At 54.9% G+C, this 19619-nt stretch carries 24 protein-coding genes and 1 pseudogene; 23 read left to right on the top strand and 2 right to left on the bottom strand.

Going from position 1 to position 19619, the window contains the following annotated elements; all coding sequences use genetic code 11:
* Positions 1-36 precede the first annotated feature (36 nt).
* From EDF73_RS23370 to EDF73_RS23305, 14 genes are all read left to right on the top strand, one after another.
* Positions 37-729, top strand: coding sequence for a phosphate propanoyltransferase (locus EDF73_RS23370; RefSeq protein WP_132731399.1), 693 nt, complete (start codon positions 37-39; stop codon positions 727-729).
* Positions 722-988, top strand: coding sequence for a hypothetical protein (locus EDF73_RS23365; protein WP_132731398.1), 267 nt, complete (start codon positions 722-724; stop codon positions 986-988). The genes EDF73_RS23370 and EDF73_RS23365 overlap by 8 nt, the downstream gene beginning before the upstream one ends.
* On the top strand, positions 985-1740 hold the full coding sequence (locus EDF73_RS23360; RefSeq protein ID WP_132731397.1) for a flavoprotein: 756 nt from the start codon (positions 985-987) through the stop codon (positions 1738-1740). Before EDF73_RS23365 ends, EDF73_RS23360 begins: the two co-directional genes overlap by 4 nt.
* Entirely contained in the window at positions 1722-1994 is a 273-nt protein-coding gene (locus EDF73_RS23355; protein WP_132731396.1) for a EutN/CcmL family microcompartment protein, read from the top strand. The genes EDF73_RS23360 and EDF73_RS23355 overlap by 19 nt, the downstream gene beginning before the upstream one ends.
* A gap of 19 nt (positions 1995-2013) precedes the next feature.
* Positions 2014-2523: a heme-binding protein gene (locus EDF73_RS23350; RefSeq protein ID WP_132731395.1), complete on the top strand. Its 510-nt coding sequence runs from the start codon at positions 2014-2016 to the stop codon at positions 2521-2523.
* A 26-nt stretch (positions 2524-2549) separates the two neighbouring features.
* Positions 2550-3761, top strand: a complete 1212-nt coding sequence (gene tdcD, locus EDF73_RS23345; protein ID WP_132731394.1) for a propionate kinase — start codon at positions 2550-2552, stop codon at positions 3759-3761.
* Positions 3762-3963: 202 nt separating this feature from the next.
* Positions 3964-4245, top strand: coding sequence for a propanediol utilization system shell hexameric protein GrpH (gene grpH, locus EDF73_RS23340; protein WP_004863596.1), 282 nt, complete (start codon positions 3964-3966; stop codon positions 4243-4245).
* Positions 4246-4266: 21 nt separating this feature from the next.
* Entirely contained in the window at positions 4267-5052 is a 786-nt protein-coding gene (gene pduB / locus EDF73_RS23335; RefSeq protein WP_132731393.1) for a propanediol utilization microcompartment protein PduB, read from the top strand.
* Positions 5053-5096: 44 nt separating this feature from the next.
* Positions 5097-6605 carry an aldehyde dehydrogenase family protein gene (locus tag EDF73_RS23330; protein WP_132731392.1) on the top strand — a complete coding sequence of 503 codons (1509 nt, stop codon included), beginning with the start codon at positions 5097-5099 and terminating at the stop codon, positions 6603-6605.
* Positions 6606-6630: 25 nt separating this feature from the next.
* The gene (locus tag EDF73_RS23325) at positions 6631-6930 is read left to right on the top strand and encodes a hypothetical protein (protein ID WP_132731391.1); all 300 of its coding nucleotides are present in this window, start codon (positions 6631-6633) and stop codon (positions 6928-6930) included.
* A gap of 10 nt (positions 6931-6940) precedes the next feature.
* Positions 6941-7516: a DJ-1/PfpI family protein gene (locus tag EDF73_RS23320; protein WP_132731390.1), complete on the top strand. Its 576-nt coding sequence runs from the start codon at positions 6941-6943 to the stop codon at positions 7514-7516.
* 79 nt (positions 7517-7595) lie between these two features.
* Positions 7596-10139 (top strand): glycyl radical diol dehydratase GrpM, encoded by a 2544-nt coding sequence (gene grpM, locus EDF73_RS23315; RefSeq protein WP_132731389.1) that lies wholly within the window; start codon positions 7596-7598, stop codon positions 10137-10139.
* Between the two features lie 109 nt (positions 10140-10248).
* Positions 10249-11166, top strand: a complete 918-nt coding sequence (locus EDF73_RS23310; RefSeq protein ID WP_132731388.1) for a glycyl-radical enzyme activating protein — start codon at positions 10249-10251, stop codon at positions 11164-11166.
* An 86-nt stretch (positions 11167-11252) separates the two neighbouring features.
* Positions 11253-12077, top strand: a complete 825-nt coding sequence (locus EDF73_RS23305) for an MIP/aquaporin family protein (RefSeq protein ID WP_132731387.1) — start codon at positions 11253-11255, stop codon at positions 12075-12077.
* 511 nt (positions 12078-12588) lie between these two features.
* Here the strand turns inward: EDF73_RS23305 and EDF73_RS27860 are convergent.
* Together EDF73_RS27860 and EDF73_RS23295 are read right to left on the bottom strand one after the other, a co-directional pair.
* A pseudogene (locus tag EDF73_RS27860) lies at positions 12589-12852 on the bottom strand (BMC domain-containing protein); the annotation flags it as partial.
* A gap of 226 nt (positions 12853-13078) precedes the next feature.
* Positions 13079-13714, bottom strand: coding sequence for a helix-turn-helix domain-containing protein (locus tag EDF73_RS23295; protein WP_132731385.1), 636 nt, complete (start codon positions 13712-13714; stop codon positions 13079-13081).
* Positions 13715-13895: 181 nt separating this feature from the next.
* Between EDF73_RS23295 and EDF73_RS23290 the strand changes: the two genes are divergently transcribed.
* The 9 genes from EDF73_RS23290 (at position 13896) to EDF73_RS27855 (ending at position 19595) form a co-directional block, all read left to right on the top strand.
* Positions 13896-14120 carry a helix-turn-helix domain-containing protein gene (locus EDF73_RS23290; protein ID WP_023301751.1) on the top strand — a complete coding sequence of 75 codons (225 nt, stop codon included), beginning with the start codon at positions 13896-13898 and terminating at the stop codon, positions 14118-14120.
* A 2-nt stretch (positions 14121-14122) separates the two neighbouring features.
* Positions 14123-16201: a Mu transposase C-terminal domain-containing protein gene (locus EDF73_RS23285; protein ID WP_132731384.1), complete on the top strand. Its 2079-nt coding sequence runs from the start codon at positions 14123-14125 to the stop codon at positions 16199-16201.
* Positions 16202-16229: 28 nt separating this feature from the next.
* Entirely contained in the window at positions 16230-17177 is a 948-nt protein-coding gene (locus EDF73_RS23280) for an AAA family ATPase (protein WP_132731383.1), read from the top strand.
* Positions 17178-17181: 4 nt separating this feature from the next.
* Complete coding sequence (locus EDF73_RS23275; protein ID WP_004114539.1) at positions 17182-17421, top strand: hypothetical protein; 240 nt, start codon at positions 17182-17184, stop codon at positions 17419-17421.
* A 2-nt stretch (positions 17422-17423) separates the two neighbouring features.
* Entirely contained in the window at positions 17424-17681 is a 258-nt protein-coding gene (locus tag EDF73_RS23270) for a host nuclease inhibitor protein (protein WP_132731382.1), read from the top strand.
* Between the two features lie 9 nt (positions 17682-17690).
* On the top strand, positions 17691-17978 hold the full coding sequence (locus EDF73_RS23265) for a hypothetical protein (protein WP_117052104.1): 288 nt from the start codon (positions 17691-17693) through the stop codon (positions 17976-17978).
* A gap of 15 nt (positions 17979-17993) precedes the next feature.
* On the top strand, positions 17994-18611 hold the full coding sequence (locus tag EDF73_RS23260) for a DUF3164 family protein (protein ID WP_064793984.1): 618 nt from the start codon (positions 17994-17996) through the stop codon (positions 18609-18611).
* A gap of 80 nt (positions 18612-18691) precedes the next feature.
* Entirely contained in the window at positions 18692-19189 is a 498-nt protein-coding gene (locus EDF73_RS23255; RefSeq protein ID WP_132731381.1) for a hypothetical protein, read from the top strand.
* On the top strand, positions 19182-19595 hold the full coding sequence (locus EDF73_RS27855) for an ead/Ea22-like family protein (protein ID WP_243655256.1): 414 nt from the start codon (positions 19182-19184) through the stop codon (positions 19593-19595). Before EDF73_RS23255 ends, EDF73_RS27855 begins: the two co-directional genes overlap by 8 nt.
* The last annotated feature ends 24 nt before the right edge of the window (positions 19596-19619 follow it).

Here is a 19619-nt window from a genome sequence, read left to right as displayed (position 1 = left end):
TATCGCTTCTTTCATCACTTTCAGGTCGTTGACGTTATGTATGATAACCAGCAGCAAGCCGAATTGATCACCCGTCAGATTCTTCAGGAACTCGCCGCCCGTGGCCCGGGAGCCATAACCTCCCGGCCGGAGGGGACGCAGACGCTGGACATCCCCGTGGGCATCTCCAATCGCCATGTTCATCTCAGCCGGGAGGATATGGACATTCTGTTTGGCTATGGCTCCACCCTCACCCGGATGAAGGCGGTAAAACAGCCGGGTCAGTACGCCGCCGAAGAGACGGTAACCCTCCGCGGGCCGAAGGGAGAGCTCACCAGGGTGCGCGTTCTTGGCCCTCTGCGTAGCGCCACCCAGATTGAAATCTCCGTCTCCGACAGTTTTGTTCTGGGCGTGAAGGCTCCTCTCAGAATGTCGGGCGACCTGCAGCATTCGCCGGGGATAGAGATCATCGGCCCGCGCGGACGGGTCAGCAAAAGCGACGGCGCGATTGTTGCCTGGCGGCATATTCATATTTCGCCAGCGGAAGCCGAGCGGCATGCCCTGCGTGACGGCATGGAGATCGATGTGCGTATTGAAGGCCTGCGCGGCGGTATTCTCAGCCACGTGGTGGTTCGCGTCAGCGCTGACGCGGTACTGGAAATGCATGTCGATGTCGAAGAAGCCAATGGTTTTGGTCTACGTAACGGCGACTGTGTCAGGCGCGTGATGGCGGAATGCCGCTATGGCTGACAGTGCGGCAATCCGGCGGTTACCGATTCTGGCAGCGCGGCGCAGCGGCGAGGCGTTGCCAGCCGGCGTGGTCCCTGGCCAGGCCCATATCGCATTAGCCGTAGCGGATGAAAAAGGAAACCCGGTCGGCGGCGCAAACAGCTTGCGCCACTTTGCCGATGTTTCCCGGCACGCCGGCACATGCGTCATTCCGGCGATACCATCGCTGCTGGTGGCGCCGGTCGTTGCCATACACCGCCGCCGGGGAGGAGAGCGATGAACTCACAACGACTCTCTCAGCTGCTCGATACCATCATTGATAACGTGCTGGCCCAGCGCCAGCGGGCCCTCCAGTCACGCAGCCGGGTGATGCGCGTGGTGTTAAGCGGGGAGGATCTCACCACCTTGCCCACCACACTGGATTGCCTCACCGCCCTGGACCGGAGCGGCTACCTGCTGGTCATCGCCTCTTCCCACAGCGCAACGCAGTCGCCATTGCACGCTGCCTGTCTGGAAGCGCTGGCACGCCGCGGGGTGGATGTCCTGTGCGATAACCAGGCGCCCGCGCAAACGGCCGCCGCATTCAATGCGCTGTTCCTGCCCGCGCTGTCCACTAACAGCCTGAGCAAAATCGCATTGGGCCTGTGCGATAACCTGGTGTGCCGCTGGGCATTTCATGCGCTCAGCCTGAATAAACCGACGATCGTGACGCTCAACGCCGAATGCCGGGAAGACTCAGCCCACCGGCTCCCGCCGGCGTTTCGGGCACGGCAGGCCAATTACCTTGCCACCCTCGCGGAGTATGGCGTCACCGTCATCGGCCAACCCAGGGCAAACCCGCCCCCCTCGCCGTCGCCCCGCGCCGGCAGGCCGCTGATGACCCTTCGCGATGTACGCCAGCAGCCGAAAGGCGCCGTTTTACGTATCGCTCAGCGTACGCTCATCACCCCCGCCGCACGCGACGAGCTGCGCGACCGGGGTATCACCCTCGTTGAGGGGCACCAGGAGGAAATATGTATCTGGCAAAAGTAACCGGGGCTCTGGTGTCGACCACTAAACACGCCTCGCTCAATGGCGCGAAACTGCTGATTGTCGCCCGCCTGGATGAACACTATCAGCCCACGGGGACAGCGCAGGTCGCCGTGGATTTCGTCGGGGCGGGGAATGGCGAAACGGTGATTATCACCACCGGCAGCTCCGCGCGAATGAGCACCAGTAAAGAACACTCCGTTATCGATGCCGCCGTGGTCGGCATTGTCGATTCACTCGACCTGAATGGTCAGTAGGTCACCGCGAGGAAACACCATGCTCCCGACGCCGAATAACGAACTGGAACACCGTATCGACAAAGCGATTGCGCGCCAGCTCGCCCCGCGCCATGGCTCGCTGAGCCTGACGAATGCCGCATCGCTGGCAAAATATGCCGCGGATGCCGCAGAGACCGCCAATGTGCCCATCGTGTTCAGTCTGGTGGATGCCTGCGGTCAGCAGCGTTACTTCTTTAGTATGGAAAACGCCCTGCTTATCAGCCATACGCTCGCAACGCAAAAGGCCTGGACGGCGGTGGCGCTGAAGATGCCGACCCATCAGCTCGCCGCGCACGTACAGCCTGGCGCCAGCCTTTACGGCCTGCAAAGCGCGCCGGGCATCTGCTGCTTTGGCGGCGGGCTCCCCTGCTGGTCCGCGGGCGTACTGCTCGGCGCGATTGGCATCAGCGGCGGGAGCGTCGAGGAAGACATCGCCATTGCGCGTTTGACTCTCGAACGTTTCAGCCGTGAACAGTTTTCACTCACACCATGCAATGGGTCTTTTTAAAAAGACTGCTACAGACAGGGGTTATCATGTCGTCAGCTTCACTGGTTCTGGTTATTAATTGTGGTTCATCTTCTCTTAAATTCTCAGTCATGCCACGCGGCCAGGACGCACCGCTGCTTTCCGGGATTGCGGAAAAGCTGGGGCTGGAAGATGCCTGCATGACGTTTAAAGACGCGGAGGGTAACAAAACGACCGGGCGGCTTGACGATGCCAGCCATCACTGCGCGTTAACCACCCTCTTTGCGACACTCGAAAGTCAGGCATTGCTCGCCCACGTGTGCGCCATCGGCCATCGGGTGGCCCACGGCGGCAGTGACTTCAAACAATCGGTACGCCTTACCGCGGCGGTGATTAGCCGCATTCGGGAACTTTCGGCGCTGGCGCCTTTGCATAATCCCGCCAACCTGATCGGCATTGAGGCGGCCATGACGCTGCTGCCAGATCTGCCGCAGGTTGCCGTGTTTGATACCGCCTTTCATCAGACGCTACCGCCAGAAGCCTATACCTACGCCATCCCGCTTGAGTATCTGCAGCAGCATCAGGTCAGACGCTATGGTTTTCATGGCACATCTCATCGTTTTATCGCCGCCGAGGCCGTGACGCGTCTGAAACTCGATCCCGCTAACCACGGCATTTTGATTGCGCACCTGGGTAACGGCGCCTCGGTATGCGCAGTCAAAAATGGGCAAAGCGTGGATACCTCGATGGGTATGACCCCGCTGGAGGGGCTGGTGATGGGAACGCGCTGCGGCGATCTGGATTTTGGCGCCGCGGCCTATATCGCCCGCTGTACCGGGCAGACCATCGAATCGCTCTACCGCATGGTCAATAACGATGCGGGGCTGTTCGGTCTCTCCGGCCTTTCCAGCGACTGTCGCACGCTACAGGAAGCGCGCAGCACCGGCAATCCTCGGGCCACGCTGGCGATTGATGTCATGGTTCACCGGCTTGCCCGCCATCTTGGCGCCCATCTGGCCTCGTTACACCGCTTTGACGCGCTGATCTTCACCGGTGGCATCGGCGAAAACTCGGCGCTGGTGAGGGAGCTCACCGCTAAACGGCTGGCGATATTTGGGGTCCATCTCGACAGCGTGAAGAATGGGCAAATATTTGCCGGCCGGGAGGGGGTTATCTCATTGCCCGGCCATCCCATTGTCGCCGTGATACCCACCAATGAAGAACAGATGATTGCGCAAGATGCGGCCGCGCTCGCTGCCCGGTTAGAGAGCGTGGCCTGAGCAACTCGCCGCTCCGATCTTGCCGGGGAGGATTTTATTGTCCGGGTTAATAGCGAAAAACAAGAAAGTCTCTCTGGCGGGCAAAACATTTTGTCCTGAGCGCAATAACATCGTAGTGCATGAATTTATTAAGTACATGAATGCAACCCGCGCGGTTATTTCATGACTTGCTTTTACTCTCACCTGGAATATTGAGGTCGTTATGCAACAAGAAGCATTAGGTATGGTTGAAACAAAAGGTCTGGTTTCCGCAATTGAAGCCGCAGATACCATGGTTAAATCTGCTAACGTCACCCTGGTTGGCTATGAAAAAATTGGCTCAGGGTTAGTAACCGTCATGGTTCGCGGCGATGTGGGTGCGGTAAAAGCGGCCACGGATGCCGGTTCGGCGGCGGCAGGCAAAGTCGGGGAACTGGTCTCCGTACACGTTATTCCGCGCCCGCATATTGAAGTGGAAAAAATCCTGCCGAAAGCCGTCAGTTAATACAGCCAGAGGATACTGACCATGAGAGATAATCTTGTTGAACAGATTATATCTGAAGTAATGAATAAACAGACTGATGCGAGCACAAATAATAAAACGGTGGCCAGTGTTATCGGCTGCGGTTTAACAGAATTTGTCGGTACCGCCCTCGGGCATACTATCGGATTGGTTATTGCCAATGTCGACCATCAATTACATGAAGTCATGAATATCGACAAGAAATATCGCTCAATCGGTATTCTTGGCGCCCGCACCGGGGCCGGCCCGCATATCTTTGCCGCGGATGAAGCGATTAAAGCCACCAACAGCGAAATTCTCTCTATTGAGCTGGCTCGCGATACCGAAGGCGGCGGCGGCCATGGCTGCTTGATTATTTTCGGCGCTTCCGATGTGTCCGATGTTCGCCGCGCGGTGGAAGTAGCGCTGGGCGAAATTCAACGCACCATGGGCGATGTCTATGGCTCGCCGGCAGGTCATCTGGAGTTCCAGTACACCGCGCGCGCCAGCAGCGCCCTTAATAAGGCATTTGGCGCGCCGCTGGGTAAATCCTTCGGTCTGACCTGCGCCTCTCCGGCGGCGATTGGCGTCGTGGTGGCTGATGCCGCCGCCAAGGCCGCCGTCATCGAGCCGGTGGGATACGCCAGCCCGGCGCACGGCACCAGCTTTAGTAATGAGGTGATCTTCACTTTTGCCGGCGATTCCGGTGCGGTGCGGCAAGCGGTCATTGCCGCCAGGGACGTCGGGAAGCAGCTGCTGGCGACCCTCGATCCGGCCCCGCTCAAATCGACCACCACGCCGTACATTTGATGATGGGTAAAAACGCGTGCCTAGCGCAGTAAGGAATATACAGCATGAACGATCTTGAAATTACTCAGGCCGTCTCCCGCGTGCTGAGTAAATACAGCAAAACGACGGCGCCAGCGCCCGAGCAGAGCGCCCCGATCGCCGCCTCGCCTCTCGACCGGGAGAGCATCGAAGCGATTGTCGCCAGCGTGCTGGCAAGCCATGCCGGGCCCGCAACCGCCGGCGACAGCGCATCCGCGGAGGGCGTTTTTGCGACGATGGACGAAGCCATTACGGCAGCGCAGCAGGCGCAAATCCAGTATCGCCACTGTTCAATGCAGGATCGCGCCCGTTTTGTTGGCGGCATTCGCCAGTTTTTCCTGCAGGAGGACATCTTACAAACCCTTTCCACCATGGCCGTGGAAGAGACCGGGATGGGTAATTATGCCGACAAGCTGGTGAAAAACCGCGTTGCCGCGCAAAAAACGCCGGGGGTCGAAGATTTGGTCACCTCCGCACAGAGCGGCGACGGCGGCCTGACGCTGAGCGAATACTCCGCCTATGGCGTCATTGGCTCGATCACCCCCACCACCAATCCGACGGAGACCATTATCTGCAACACCATCGGCATGCTGGCGGCGGGCAACTCGGTGGTGTTCAGCCCGCATCCCCGTTCACGCCATGTTTCGCTGCACTGCGTCACCCTCATCAACCAGCAGCTGGCCCGCCTGGGCGCCCCTGACAATCTGGTGGTGACGGTCGCCAGCCCGTCGATTGCCAACACCAACGCATTAATCAGCGATCCGCGGATCAATATGCTGGTGGCGACAGGCGGACCGGCGATTGTGAAAACCGTGATGTCGTCCGGTAAGAAGGCGATCGGCGCGGGCGCGGGCAACCCTCCGGTGGTGGTGGATGAGACCGCGAATATTGAGAAAGCCGCCCGGGATATCATCAACGGCTGCAGCTTCGATAACAACCTCCCCTGCGTGGCGGAAAAAGAGGTCATTGTCGTCAATGAAGCGGCTGACTACCTGATCCATTGCATGAAAAAAAGCGGCGCCTGGCTGCTGTGCGACCGGCAGCAGATTCAGCAACTGCAGGCGCTGGTGCTGAATGAAAAAGGGACCGGCCCGAACACCGCGTTTGTGGGCAAAGACGCCCGCTACATTCTGCAGCAAATTGGCATTAGCGTGCCGGAAGAGATCAAAGTGGTGCTGATTGAAACCGAACGCGACCATCCCTTCGTGGTACACGAATTGATGATGCCGATTCTGCCGGTGGTCCGGGTAGAGAATGTCGATGAAGCGATCGATCTGGCGGTAAAGGTCGAGCATGGCAATCGCCACACCGCCATGATGCACTCTACCAACGTCGAAAAACTCACCAAAATGGCGCGACAGATCCAGACCACGATTTTTGTAAAAAACGGTCCCTCATATGCCGGACTTGGCGTCGGGGGCGAGGGGCACGCCACGTTTACTATTGCCGGCCCGACCGGTGAAGGGCTGACGTCGGCGCGCAATTTCGCCAGACATCGCCGGTGCGTGATGGTTGAAGCGCTCAATATTCGTTGACAGCAGCACAGTGGGTGGCCCAGCCATGAAAAAACGCATTATCAACGCGCCGATGCCGGAAACGCTGGCCATGCTAAAACGGCGGATGCCTTCAGAATCGCGCAACCGGCTGGAAAGCATCCGCATTGACGCGATCGGGTTGGTGATGCTGCCGGTAGCGGATCTGTACTTTTACGCCGATCTGGCAAGTAAAAGCGCGCACGTTGCGGTATCGGAGATCTTCGGTAGCTGCCCGCAGCATATCACGACGCTGGCCATCTTTGGCGAGATCGCCGCGGTGCATGAGGCCATGCGTATTATTGAGGATGATGACAGTACATTCTGAGAGTTCGCTTATGAAAAGAATTTTGCTGCTCGCAGGCGATTTCTCTGAAGACTATGAAGTCATGGTGCCATGGCAGGCATTAAGCATGTTAGGTTTCAGAGTTGATGTCGTTTGCCCCGGGAAACGCAGCGGGGAATATATTAAGACCGCGATTCATGACTTTGAAGGCGATCAAACCTATACCGAAAAACCGGGTCACTTATTCCGCTTAACCGCTTCGTTTGATGAAATCAGGATGCAGGAATATTGTGGCATTTATATAACCGGCGGTCGTGCGCCAGAATATTTACGTCTCAACAGAACGGTATTAAATATTATTCACTATGCGGATAATATTGCGCTACCTATTGCGGCAATTTGTCATGGGCCGCAAATTCTGGTGGCCGCCGGCGTATTAAAAGAAAAGAAGCTGACGGGATATTTCACCTTAAAGCCTGAAGTTGAACTGGCCGGTGGCATCTGGATCAACGCGGCGAATCATGAAGCCGTCCAGGACGGTAACCTGGTCACCGCCGCCACCTGGATGGGGCACCCGGAAATATTACGTCAATTTATTCGTTTAATCGGCAGCAACATTATTAGCTAGCGTACCCGTCACTGCCGTCAGGTAACACAACTCAGGTGTGGTTAATGAATCACGCTTATATTATTTCGGGAGTTATTGTATGTTAGAGAAAGGCTTTACTCATCCGACCGATCGTGTGGTAAGACTGAAAAATATGATTCTGCAGGCTAAACCTTATGTGGAATCTGAACGTGCGGTACTGGCAACCGAAGCTTATAAAGAGAATGAACACCTTCCCGCGATTATGCGGCGGGCAAAAGTCGTTGAGAAAATATTCAATGAACTGCCGGTGACCATCCGTCCTGATGAATTAATTGTCGGCGCGGTCACCATCAACCCGCGTTCGACGGAAATTTGCCCTGAATTTTCCTACGACTGGGTCGAAAAAGAGTTCGAAACCATGGCGCAACGGGTTGCCGACCCGTTTATCATTGAGAAGAAAACGGCCGACGAGCTGCGCCAGGCCTTTCAATACTGGCCGGGTAAAACCACCAGTTCGCTGGCGGCGTCCTATATGTCCGCAGGGACAAAAGAGAGTATGGGCAACGGCGTGTTCACCGTGGGTAACTACTTCTTCGGCGGAGTCGGACACGTCAGCGTTGACTATGGCAAAGTGCTGAAAATCGGCTTTCGCGGAATCATCGATGAAGCGACCCGCGCGCTGGAAAACCTCGATCGCGGCACCTCGGATTACATCAAAAAAGAGCAGTTTTATCACGCCGTTATTCTGAGCTATCACGCGGCAATCAATTTTGCTCACCGCTATGCCCAGGAAGCCGCTCGTCTTGCCCGCGAAGAGCGCGACCCTGCACGCCAGCGCGAGCTGGAGCTCATTGCGCAAAACTGTACCCGCGTGCCGGAATACGGCGCGACGACGTTCTGGGAGGCCTGCCAGACGTTCTGGTTTATACAGAGCATGCTGCAGATTGAATCCAGCGGCCACTCTATTTCTCCCGGCCGTTTCGATCAGTATATGTATCCCTATCTGGCGGCGGATAAATCCATCAGCAGCGAATTTGCCCAGGAGCTGGTGGACTGCTGCTGGATCAAACTGAATGATATCAACAAAACGCGCGATGAGATTTCCGCCCAGGCCTTCGCCGGCTATGCCGTGTTCCAGAACCTGTGCGTTGGCGGTCAGACCGAGGACGGTCGCGATGCCACCAACCCATTGACCTATATGTGCATGGAAGCGACGGCCCACGTCCGTTTGCCGCAGCCCTCCTTCTCCATTCGCGTCTGGCAGGGCACGCCGGATGAGTTTCTCTATCGCGCCTGCGAACTGGTGCGGCTTGGTCTTGGCGTTCCGGCGATGTACAACGACGAGGTGATCATTCCGGCGCTGCAAAACCGCGGAGTATCGCTGCATGACGCCCGCGACTACTGCATTATCGGCTGCGTGGAGCCGCAGGCGCCGCATCGTACCGAAGGCTGGCATGACGCGGCCTTTTTCAACGTGGCGAAGGTACTGGAAATCACCCTCAACAACGGCCGTTCTGGTCGTCAACAACTCGGCCCGGTCACCGGCGAGATGACGCAGTACACCAGCATCGACGACTTCTACGCCGCCTTCAAACAACAGATGGCGCACTTCGTCCACCAGCTGGTGGAAGCGTGCAACAGCGTCGATATCGCCCACGGCGAACGCTGCCCGCTACCGTTCCTGTCGGCGCTGGTCGATGACTGTATTGGTCGCGGCAAATCCCTGCAGGAAGGCGGCGCGATTTATAACTTTACCGGTCCGCAGGCCTTCGGCATCGCAGATACCGGCGACTCCGTCTATGCCATACAGAAACAGGTCTTCGAAGATCGGCGTCTGACGCTGCAGGAGCTGAAAGGGGCGCTGGATGCTAACTTCGGCTATCCGTCAGGAGGGAACCCTCATGCCGGGTCGGCGAAAGCCTCTTTGGACGAGCAGGATATCTACGACGTGGTCAAACGTATTATCGACCAGCACGGCTCGCTCAATCCGGCAGCGATTAAAAATGAAGTTTACCGCCAGCTCTCCAGCGCCGGCTCAGCGCCGGCCACGGACAGCTCCCGCTATCAAGAGATCCGTCATATTCTGGAAAACACCCCGAGCTTCGGTAACGACATCGACGACGTGGACCTCGTCGCCCGTCATTGCGCGCTGATTTATTGCCAGGAAGTGGAGAAGTATACCAACCCACGCGGCGGCCGTTTCCAGGCCGGGATCTACCCGGTATCCGCTAACGTTCTGTTTGGTAAGGACGTCGGCGCCCTCCCGGATGGCCGTCTGGCGAAAGAACCGCTGGCCGACGGCGTCTCTCCGCGTCAGGGGAAAGATACCCTTGGCCCTACCGCAGCGGCCAACTCGGTGGCGAAACTGGATCACTTCATCGCCTCGAACGGCACCCTCTATAACCAGAAATTCCTGCCCTCCTCTCTGGCGGGCGAAAAGGGTCTGCGTAACTTCGGCGGGCTGGTGCGCAACTACTTCGATAAGAAAGGGATGCACGTTCAGTTCAACGTGATTGACCGCAACACGTTGCTGGAAGCGCAGAAAAACCCGCAGCAGCATCAGGACCTGGTAGTACGCGTCGCCGGCTATAGCGCTCAGTTCGTGGTGCTGGCTAAAGAAGTTCAGGATGACATTATCAGTCGTACCGAGCAGCAATTCTGATTTTGCCCTACCGATCGGGGCCGTACTGGTACGCATGGCCCCTTATCAGACCCGATTTTAGCGGCTGACTTGCTGTTGCCTGATGGTCGCTTTTTTGACGAGTGATGTTATGAACAGAGTCGAATACGATACCGAAGGCGTTTTATTTAATATTCAACGCTATTCCCTGCATGATGGTCCCGGCATCCGCACCATCCCTTTTTTTAAAGGCTGCCCGCTGGCCTGCAGGTGGTGCAGCAATCCGGAATCGCAGCGCCCGCAACCTGAGTTAATTTATAAAAAGAGCGATTGTATCCGCTGTGGAAAATGCGTCGATGTTTGTCAGCAGCATGCGCTCTCCCCCGGCAATCCCTTTTTCATCGACCGCGAGCGCTGCATTCAGTGCGGTAAATGCACGCAAGTCTGCCCGACTCGGGCGTTGGAAATGAAAGGGAAACGCATGACCGTCAGCGAGGTGATGCGTGAATTACAGAAAGAGGAGAACCTGTTTCGTCGTTCAGGCGGGGGAATTACCCTGTCAGGCGGCGAACCGCTGGCACAAGCGGAATTTGCCCGTGAGCTTTTAAAAGCCTGTAAAGCAAAAGGGTGGCACACGGCGATGGAAACCACCGGGATGGCCAGCAAAGAGGTGATTGAGGAGGTCTTTCCGTGGGTTGACCTGGCGCTGACGGATATTAAAGCCATTAACCCGGTGGTTCATGAACAAAATACCGGCGTCAATAACGAGCGGATTCTGGAAAACCTTATCCGTATTTCCTTTATCACCCACGTTATTGTTCGCATTCCCGTCATTCCCGGCGTCAACGATAGCGCAGATGAGATTCGCAGCATTGCCGAATTTGCCCGGCTCATGTCCGGCGTTGATACCCTTCATCTGCTGCCTTATCACACCTTTGGTGAAAATAAATATAACCTGCTGGGCCGCATTTATCCCATGGGCGAGGCAAAGTCGCATCCCGAGGACAAAATGGCCAGCCTGAAAAAAGTCGTCGAATCGATGGGGTTTCACTGCCATATCGGCGGTTAACCAGCAGCATGATTTAGCTCTCTTATCCTTTGTCCCCAGCAGCGTTAAGAGATGAAACCACGCATCGCTTAATACAGGAAAAAACTATGAGTGAATCTCGTGAAGCAGTTACCGGGCCTTGTCTTGCGGAATTTCTGGGCACCGGCTTATTTATATTTTTCGGTACCAGCGTGCTGTGCGCGGCAAAACTCGCCGGCGCCAGCTTTGGTCTTTGGGAAATCTGCATCGTGTGGGGCCTGGGTATCGCTCTGGCGGTCTATCTGACGGCGGGCATCTCGGGCGCGCACCTTAACCCGGCGGTCACTATCGCGCTATGGATGTTCGCCAGCTTTGACGCCAAAAAAGTGGTGCCCTATATTCTGGCCCAGATGGCCGGGGCGTTTTGCGGCGCCGCGCTCACCTATCTCCTTTACCACAATATGTTCGCCGACTATGAACAAGCCCACCAAATGGTACGCGGCAGTCAGGACAGCCTGTATCTGGCCAGCATATTCTCCACCTATCCGGCGGCGAATATCAGCGTCTGGCTGGCGGCGCTCGTGGAAATCGTCATTACCTCAATGCTGATCGGTCTTATTATGGCACTGACCGATGATGGCAACGGTGTGCCGAAAGGGCCGCTTGCACCGCTGTTAATCGGTTTACTGGTGGCGGTGATCGGCGCCGCGACCGCGCCGCTCACCGGATTTGCTATGAACCCGGCCCGCGACTTCGGTCCGAAACTGTTTACCTTTCTGAACGGCTGGGGATCGATGGCGATGACGGGCGGTAGAGAGATTCCCTACTTCCTTGTCCCGCTGATTGCGCCGGTGGTGGGCGGGATCGTCGGGGCGGCCATTTACCGCTTTGGCATCGGATGCCATCTGCCCGCCGCCAAAGCCGGCAAGACGGTGAATAACCCCACGCCTTGATGATGCTCCCGGGACCCACAACTCCGCCAGCCCCTGCTGGCCGCGGCGGAGTTTGCCCCACGGCGGGCCTCCGATAATCCTTCCCATCGACCGTTCTTCCCTTCCCACCGCCCATTCTCATCGCGGGGTCATCCTTCCGTCGTAAAAAAGCCACCCGCAGGTGGCTCGTCAGGCAATTATCACGTTAGCGTCGGGGGCTTTTGGGACGAGGACGCGCGGGTTTGGGCGCCGCCTTTTCCGCCGGCGTACTGATGATGCGATCGCCGCCATTTTCCGTCTCATCACCCTGCTCGCTACGCTGCGGCGATTCGCTTGCCTGGGTGGCGGACTCTCCGCTTAGCGGTGCCTCAGCGCACACGCTGTCGCTTAGCTCACCGCAAGAGGCCGCCGTCATATCAGATTCGACATTAACCACCGGAATGGCGACCGCTTTCTGTTCCGCCGCCGGGGGTTGCACTGTCGCGGCGGCCGCCACAGGGTCGGGAGCAATACCGCAGGTTTCCGTGGAGGCAATCAGGCTATCGATGCCGGTTGCGGTACGGGCGATGATTTTCCACGCGTAGACGCTCCCCACCCGGCTGGCCGCAGCCACACCGGCAGCGACGGCGGCGTTCATGGCGCCAACCTCACCGCTAAACTTTACCGTCACCAGTCCCCCGCCTTTCGTCAGCTCGTATCCGATCAGGCCGACATTAGCCGATTTCATTGCGGCATCGGCGGCTTCTACCGCCACCGTTATGTGAAGAACGAATAGATTTGATACTTCCGGGAACATGAGGAATTAAGCGGAAACTCGCGGGATTGTAGGGGTCGGCTCAAAATTGGATTTGATACCGGTTTGAAGAAAATGAAGCCGATCGGCAAATCATTTGATACTGCTACTTTCTGGACTTTAAAACTACAAAACCATCGTTCAAAATCAATTCTAACATACTTCTAAAAAACAGGCCGGTTAAATGCGGCTGGTGTATACCGCGATAAAATGAAGGTGGAGAACCGCATTAACTGGCCTTCTTGCTGGAACTTGACGGGCCTGGCTTGGCTACGTCTTCACCAGTCTCAGATGACCCTTTTTTGATTTGCTCATTCATGTGCATTAAGCGTCTTTGCTCCTCTGGTGAAAGGTTAAGTAATTCTGTGGTAGAACCATTGACGTTACTAAGCAATGCCAAAACGCCTTTAGCTCCAATTTTTGCGTAAATATCAATTAGATGTGATTTCTCCTCATGGTTCAATGCCTCGAAAAACATTGACCATGTAAGGGACATAAACTTGTCATCTTTCAGCGGGGTTGCTGTTGCCCCAGCAAGGATTTCATTATCCTCTGCATATCTAGCCATATCCGTTCGTATGCGACAGTCTTGGGTACTATCGGACTCATCTAGGGCTAGGGTGTCCTCGCGACCTGTTGCAAGCCAGTTTAGGCTCACATTCTCAATATCAGAAATTTTAACTAACACGTCCACGCTTGGAGTCGCTGAGCGTGCAAAGTAATTATTGAGCGTGGAGTATGGGAGGTCCCAATCGAGAGATACTCGCCTTAAGCTTCTTCCCTTAAAAAGACTCTTTATCCTATCGCGAATACTTTCCTTTCCATATTGAGTAAAAGAAACTTCTATTTCTTTTGCTTTATTCATTTTCCTTTCCGCCTAACAAATTGAAATTCATGATAAAAATAACTCACTCGCGCCAAGTATCTCAATTGAGAAAAGAAAGCTGGTCTTTTGCTTTACATTAACTCACATTGGATCAATACTTACTCCAACGGATAACCCCGCAGGATTATTCCGGCGGATAACTTTTAAGAGTAAACGAACTATGGAAAGAAATGAAGTGCGTGACTGGCATCGCATTGACATTGTCGCCGAGCTTCACAAGCGCGGCGTGACAATGCGCAGCCTTTCCACCAGTGCGGGGTTAAGTCCCGACACACTGAAAAATGCGCTGGCTCGTTCATACCCTAAAGGTGAGCGCATCATCGCGAATGCTCTCAATCTGGAGCCGTCATCCATCTGGCCCAGCCGCTACAGCAAGGACTTGTGATCATGTTTGCCACGGTGAATGAATTAGCGGGCCTGCCGGGTTTACCGGGAACGCCACAGGGCATCAGAGCCATGATGGGCAAACTGGTCAAACAGAATCAGACTCTGGTCCGTAAGCGTCAGGGAAGTAAGGCGTTTGAGTATCACATTGACAGCCTTCCTCTGGTTGCTCAGAAAGCGCTGCGTGACCGTCAGGTTAAAGAGCTGATGAACAATCAGGATGCAGCGTTGCCTGCTCCTGAACGTTCAGCGGTGACGGAAAAGAGTGATACCCGGTTATCGCTTTACCGTGATCACCCCGTGCTGATGGAGCAAAAGCTTACTGGCTTAACCAGCGACCAGCAAAAGATTGCTGATGCCCGTATTGCGCTGGTATCGGAAGTCATGAAACTGGGGGAAATACCGGGATTCAGCTGCGCCAAAGCCATCAGGGAAATCGTCCGACGGTCCCGCAGCGGCGAGTTACCTGAGCATCTGGCCACACAGGTGACGTTAGCCAATGCCAAAAAAGGTTCATCACGCACCCTGAGCGAGATCTCCCTTAAGCGCTGGATGGCTGATTTCAAAAAAGCCAGAACATCGACTGAGCGTCTGGTGCTCCTTGCACCTGGCAAGCGCCAGCGCGTGGAGCCTGAGGAAATTGCGTGGTTGCCTGATTTTCTGGCGTATTACCGTAATCCCAATGGTGTAACGATGGCTGAGGCATACGAGGATTTTATTCATGGCTGGTATTCGCGATATTCGGATCAGCCGGAGATGCTTTTCTCTGCTCCGACCTATAACACAGTGCGCTATGCGATGGATAAACTCCCGGAAGTGGTGAAACAGCATCGCCGGATCACCGGCAGTGAAGCCCGTCAGATTGAGGGATTTGTACGCCGTGACTGGCTTTGCCTGCCGGTTAATTACGTCTGGATCGGGGATGGCCACGGCATGAAGATGAAAGTCGCCTCTCCTGAACATGGTAACCCTATCACACCAGAAGTGACGTTCATTCTGGACGGGAGTTGCCGATATATTGTGGGCTGGAGTCTGGCTCTGTCAGAAAGCGTTATTGCCGTTGCTGATGCCCTGCGTCACGGCATTAAGAATAACGGGGTGCCTTATATCTATTATTCCGATAACGGTGGCGGTGAGACCAATAGCACGCTTGACGCTAATATCACCGGTATTTTACCGCGTCTCGGGGTTGACCACCGTCTGGGTATTCCTGAGAACCCGCAAGGGCGCGGCATCATTGAGATCCTTAACAAAACGCTGGGGATGCGTATATCCCGCCAATTTGCTACCTACTACGGAACTGGCGCGGATAAAAGCACCACACGTAAGGTATCAAAATCCCTCATCGCCGCGCTGAACGCGGTGGATAAAGGGCGTGAGCTGACAGCTAAGCAGGAGCAGACCCTTCGCGATTTCCCGTCATGGAATGAGCTTATTGGGGAAATTGAAGCCGGGGTTCACTGGTACAACAACCGCGCGCACGAGTCACTGCCACTGAAAGCTAATGGCGAGCATTTCACTCCAGCGCAATTTCGTAAGTACAAGCTGGAAAAAGAAAAAACTGAAATTGAATGGCTCTCCGATATTGAACTTCGTCATATGTTTATGCCGGAGACTGAGTGCTCAGTCAGGCGTTGCGAAATCCAGCTTTTCAATAACCTTTATTATTCCGAAGCGCTTCGCGAAGAGCATGGCCGCAAGGTCCGTGTTAGTTACGACATTCACGATGCTACGAAGGTTATCGTTCGTCGTATGGATGGTTCACTGATATGTGAAGCCATCTGGGATGGCAACAAGAAAGCAGCATTCCCTGTTACGGCAGAATACTGGCAGAAACAGAAACGTATCAAAGGTATGCGCGAGCGTGGTGAGAAAAAAGTCCGTCTGGCCGAGGCCGAAAATGTGCTCACCCTCTCTGAACCAGCAGGGCCGGACTGGCTGGACAGCAATGTCTATCGCCCTGTCAGCCGGGCGGTTCCCGCTATGCAGGTTGTGTCTGAAGAAGAGGAATACAGCGAGGATGAATTTCTGAATAACTCGCTGGATATGCTGGAATCAAATAAACGTAAAAACGCTATTTAAGGCCGTTTATCAAATAATGGAGTGAATTATGTCTGAGGTGAATATTTCCGATATTCGCGAGGTTCTGCGCAACCTTGTTGATGGTGCCCGTTTTACTTTTGCTCAGGTTGCCCGTGAAACCGGCTTATCAACCGGTGTGGTCAGTGGCTTCATGAACAATAAATATGCCGGTGATAACGACCGCGTCGAGAAAGCTCTGCAGCGCTGGGTCAATAAACAGCATTCTGCCGCAGAACTGCCGGAGCCCCCGCGCTTTATTGAAACCCCGACCGTTAAACAAATCTGGACAGCCTTTCGCTATGCCCACCTGACGGAGTGCATCGGCGTGGTTTGTGGTAACCCTGGCGTCGGGAAGTCAGAGGCGGCACGTGAATATCGCCGCAGTAACGATAACGTCTGGCTGATAACGATCACCCCGTCTTGCGCCAGTGTGCTGGAGTGCCTGACCGAACTGGCCTATGAGCTGGGGATGAATGATGCGCCGCGCCGTAAAGGACCGCTTGCCCGCGCTCTGCGCCGCCGTCTTGATGGTACTCAGGGACTTGTCATCATTGATGAAGCTGACCATCTGGGCGCGGAAACTCTCGAAGAGCTGCGCCTGCTGCAGGAGGCCACCCGCGTCGGGCTGGTGCTGATGGGTAACCACCGCGTCTACAGCAACATGACCGGCGGTAACCGCACCGTCGAGTTCGCCCGCCTGTTCTCACGTATTGCCAAACGTGTGGCGATTAACAAGACCAAAAAGGCGGATGTGGAAGCGATTGCTGACGCCTGGCATATCGACGGCGAAAAAGAGCGCGATCTGCTTCAGAAGATTGCGCAGAAGCCCGGCGCACTGCGCATCCTCAGTCATTCCCTGCGGCTTGCAGCAATGACGGCTCACGGCGCAGGTCAGGCTGTCAGCGAGAGCTACATCCTCAAGGCACTGCGTGATCTGGATCTGGATGTTGATGTTTCAACGTTACTGAGGGGTTAGCACCATGATTACTGAACGTATTGCTGAACATGTTGGTATGGCCACCGCTGCGCAGGCATGGCTGCAGGCGCGCGGTAGTCGTGTTACGGAGATGCGGGTGTGGATGCGCCGCCCGTGTCTGGAAATCACCTGTCCGCCGACTGAACTGGTGAACAGGGCTAATCATCTGATTGAACGCTGCCCCACCGGGACACGCTCCGTGTGGATGGCCACGCTCGAAGGTTGTCATGTTATCTGGAGGTAATCATGGAAACAAAAATTACAGCTTATGCCTGGGCTTCGGGATTAATCGAGTTTGGCGAAACTTTCCCTGATGGTGCTTTACCCATTATCACCGGTGAAGAAAAAAGAGTTCGGGAAATAATTGATGTGCGGGCGAGGCACTCCCGGACACATGAGCAATTGCTTGTTCCTGGTGTTCCCGAAGCTGATAACCAACATGATGCCTGTGATGCATTAATTCGCTTCACAGAAATTATTACTAAAGAGTACGTGGAAAAATAAGGGGTAATCATGGAAAAGCGTCGTAAGTGGACCAAGTACGAAATTCAGTTTGTCTGTGAGAATGCCGGGAAAATGACGGCGGCGGAAATGGGCGAGAAACTCAACCGCACCCGTCAGGCCATTCAGTCTCAGGCTAACCGCTGGGGCTTGTCCGTTCTGGTTAAACCATCGGATGATCATGATATCTACCTTTGCCGTGAGCTTTATAAAGAGGGCCTGACCATTCCTGTTATTGCCGAAAAAATGGAATTAAGTCGCCGTGTTGTTTCGAATATTGTTTATTCAGATTGCTATTAATTCAGTGAGGACTTTATGAATACTGCAAATACCATTCCGGACGGTTACCGGATTAACGCTCAGGGTCATTTAGTTCCTGAGTCACAGATTAAACCGCTGGATAAACTGCGTGATGAAGTGGTGCTCGGCATCGTTGAGGCAGCTCGTCTGCAGCGTCAGTCTCTGGTCGAGTTCAAGCTCGGTTCTATGGCTAAAATCGGTGATTTTATCGACCTTTCAGCAGCGGAATACGGCGTGGAATATGGCGGTGCCAAGGGCAATGTCACGCTGGTCAGCTTTGATGGCCGTTATAAGCTGGTTCGCGCCGTGGGCGAGCATCGCATCTTTGATGAGCGTATTCAGGCGGCAAAGAAGCTGATTGACGACTGCATCAGAGAATGGTCTGCCGGGGCTAACGAAAAGATTATGGCGATGGTCGATCATGCCTTCCGTGTCAATAAACAGGGCCGGATTGATATCAATCAGGTTCTGGGTCTCCGCTCACTGAATATTGACGATGCCAAATGGAATGAAGCGATGGACGCCGTGGCCGATGCTATCCAGGTCACGGGAACCAGCCAGTATCTGCGTTTATATGAGCGTCAGGATGATGGCACTTATAAACAGATATCGCTGGATTTAGCCAAACTCTGAATATTCGTTAATTAACTTTGTTTTATTTCCGGCGTCAGCGCCGTGGGGTTGCTCACGCCGAAAATCAGTAAGGACATATTATGAATCCGAAAACGAAAGGTATTTTTGAGGCTGCGTTTGCTAAATGGGGATTTGAATCTCAGGTGCTGGTTCTTTCCGAAGAAGCCAGCGAATTATCAGCCGCCTGCTCGCGTTTTCTTAACCACAAAACCGACAGCAGCAAAGTGGCCGAAGAGGCGGCGGACGTCGAGATCATGATTGAGCAACTGCGTCATAACGGGATGGGCCCCATGATAGACCATGAAAAGAATCGCAAGATGGCACGGCTGGCGCAGATTGTAGGCGTGGAGTCACAGCCTCTCAGCCCCTTTGGTCCGTCAGTTATGGGGCTTCTAGAGGAAGCGACCGAACAACTGGGCCTTGCCGAAACGCTCTATCGCGACACCAAAACCAGTAACCGCTATGCCGCTGCCCGCGCCCGCATGGCCGTCAGTCTGTTGATGCAGGCCGCGCAGAAGATGATGCGCGAGCAGCAGTATGCCGAACGTATGCGGGCTGAGGATAAAGCTCATGATTAATTTAGAGCAGATTAAAGCTGATATTGCGGCCCGCAAGGCGATGCCAGCATGGGGGCCTCAGACGTCTATCGAGCGCATCAAGACTATCAATGCCACGCTTCCCAGCTTTTCGCTGAAAACGGTCGAGGCGCTGGTAGAGGTGCTGGATAAGACCCAGAGTGCTAATGCCGCTCAAAACGACCATATCAATCAGCAGCAAGACCGCATTGATCAGTTGGAGAAGAAAAACGCCGAACTTGGTAAATACGCCAAGGAGCTGGAGTCCAGGACCGTGAAGCTGTCGCAGCCTATTAGCGTTTTGCATCGCCGTGATTTCATTGATTCGCACCGCGCGATATATGCATATCCGGAAGCAGAGGTTAACGCAGCATTAGCCAGAGCTGGCATCAAGTTGGAGGCTGAGTAAATGATTGCAATAATCGGCACATTT

This window comes from Klebsiella sp. BIGb0138 (genome assembly GCF_004342285.1).
Taxonomy (GTDB): Bacteria; Pseudomonadota; Gammaproteobacteria; order Enterobacterales; family Enterobacteriaceae; genus Klebsiella.
The sequence above is the reverse complement of the archived record's forward strand: the minus strand, read 5'-3'. Positions and strand labels throughout refer to the sequence as shown.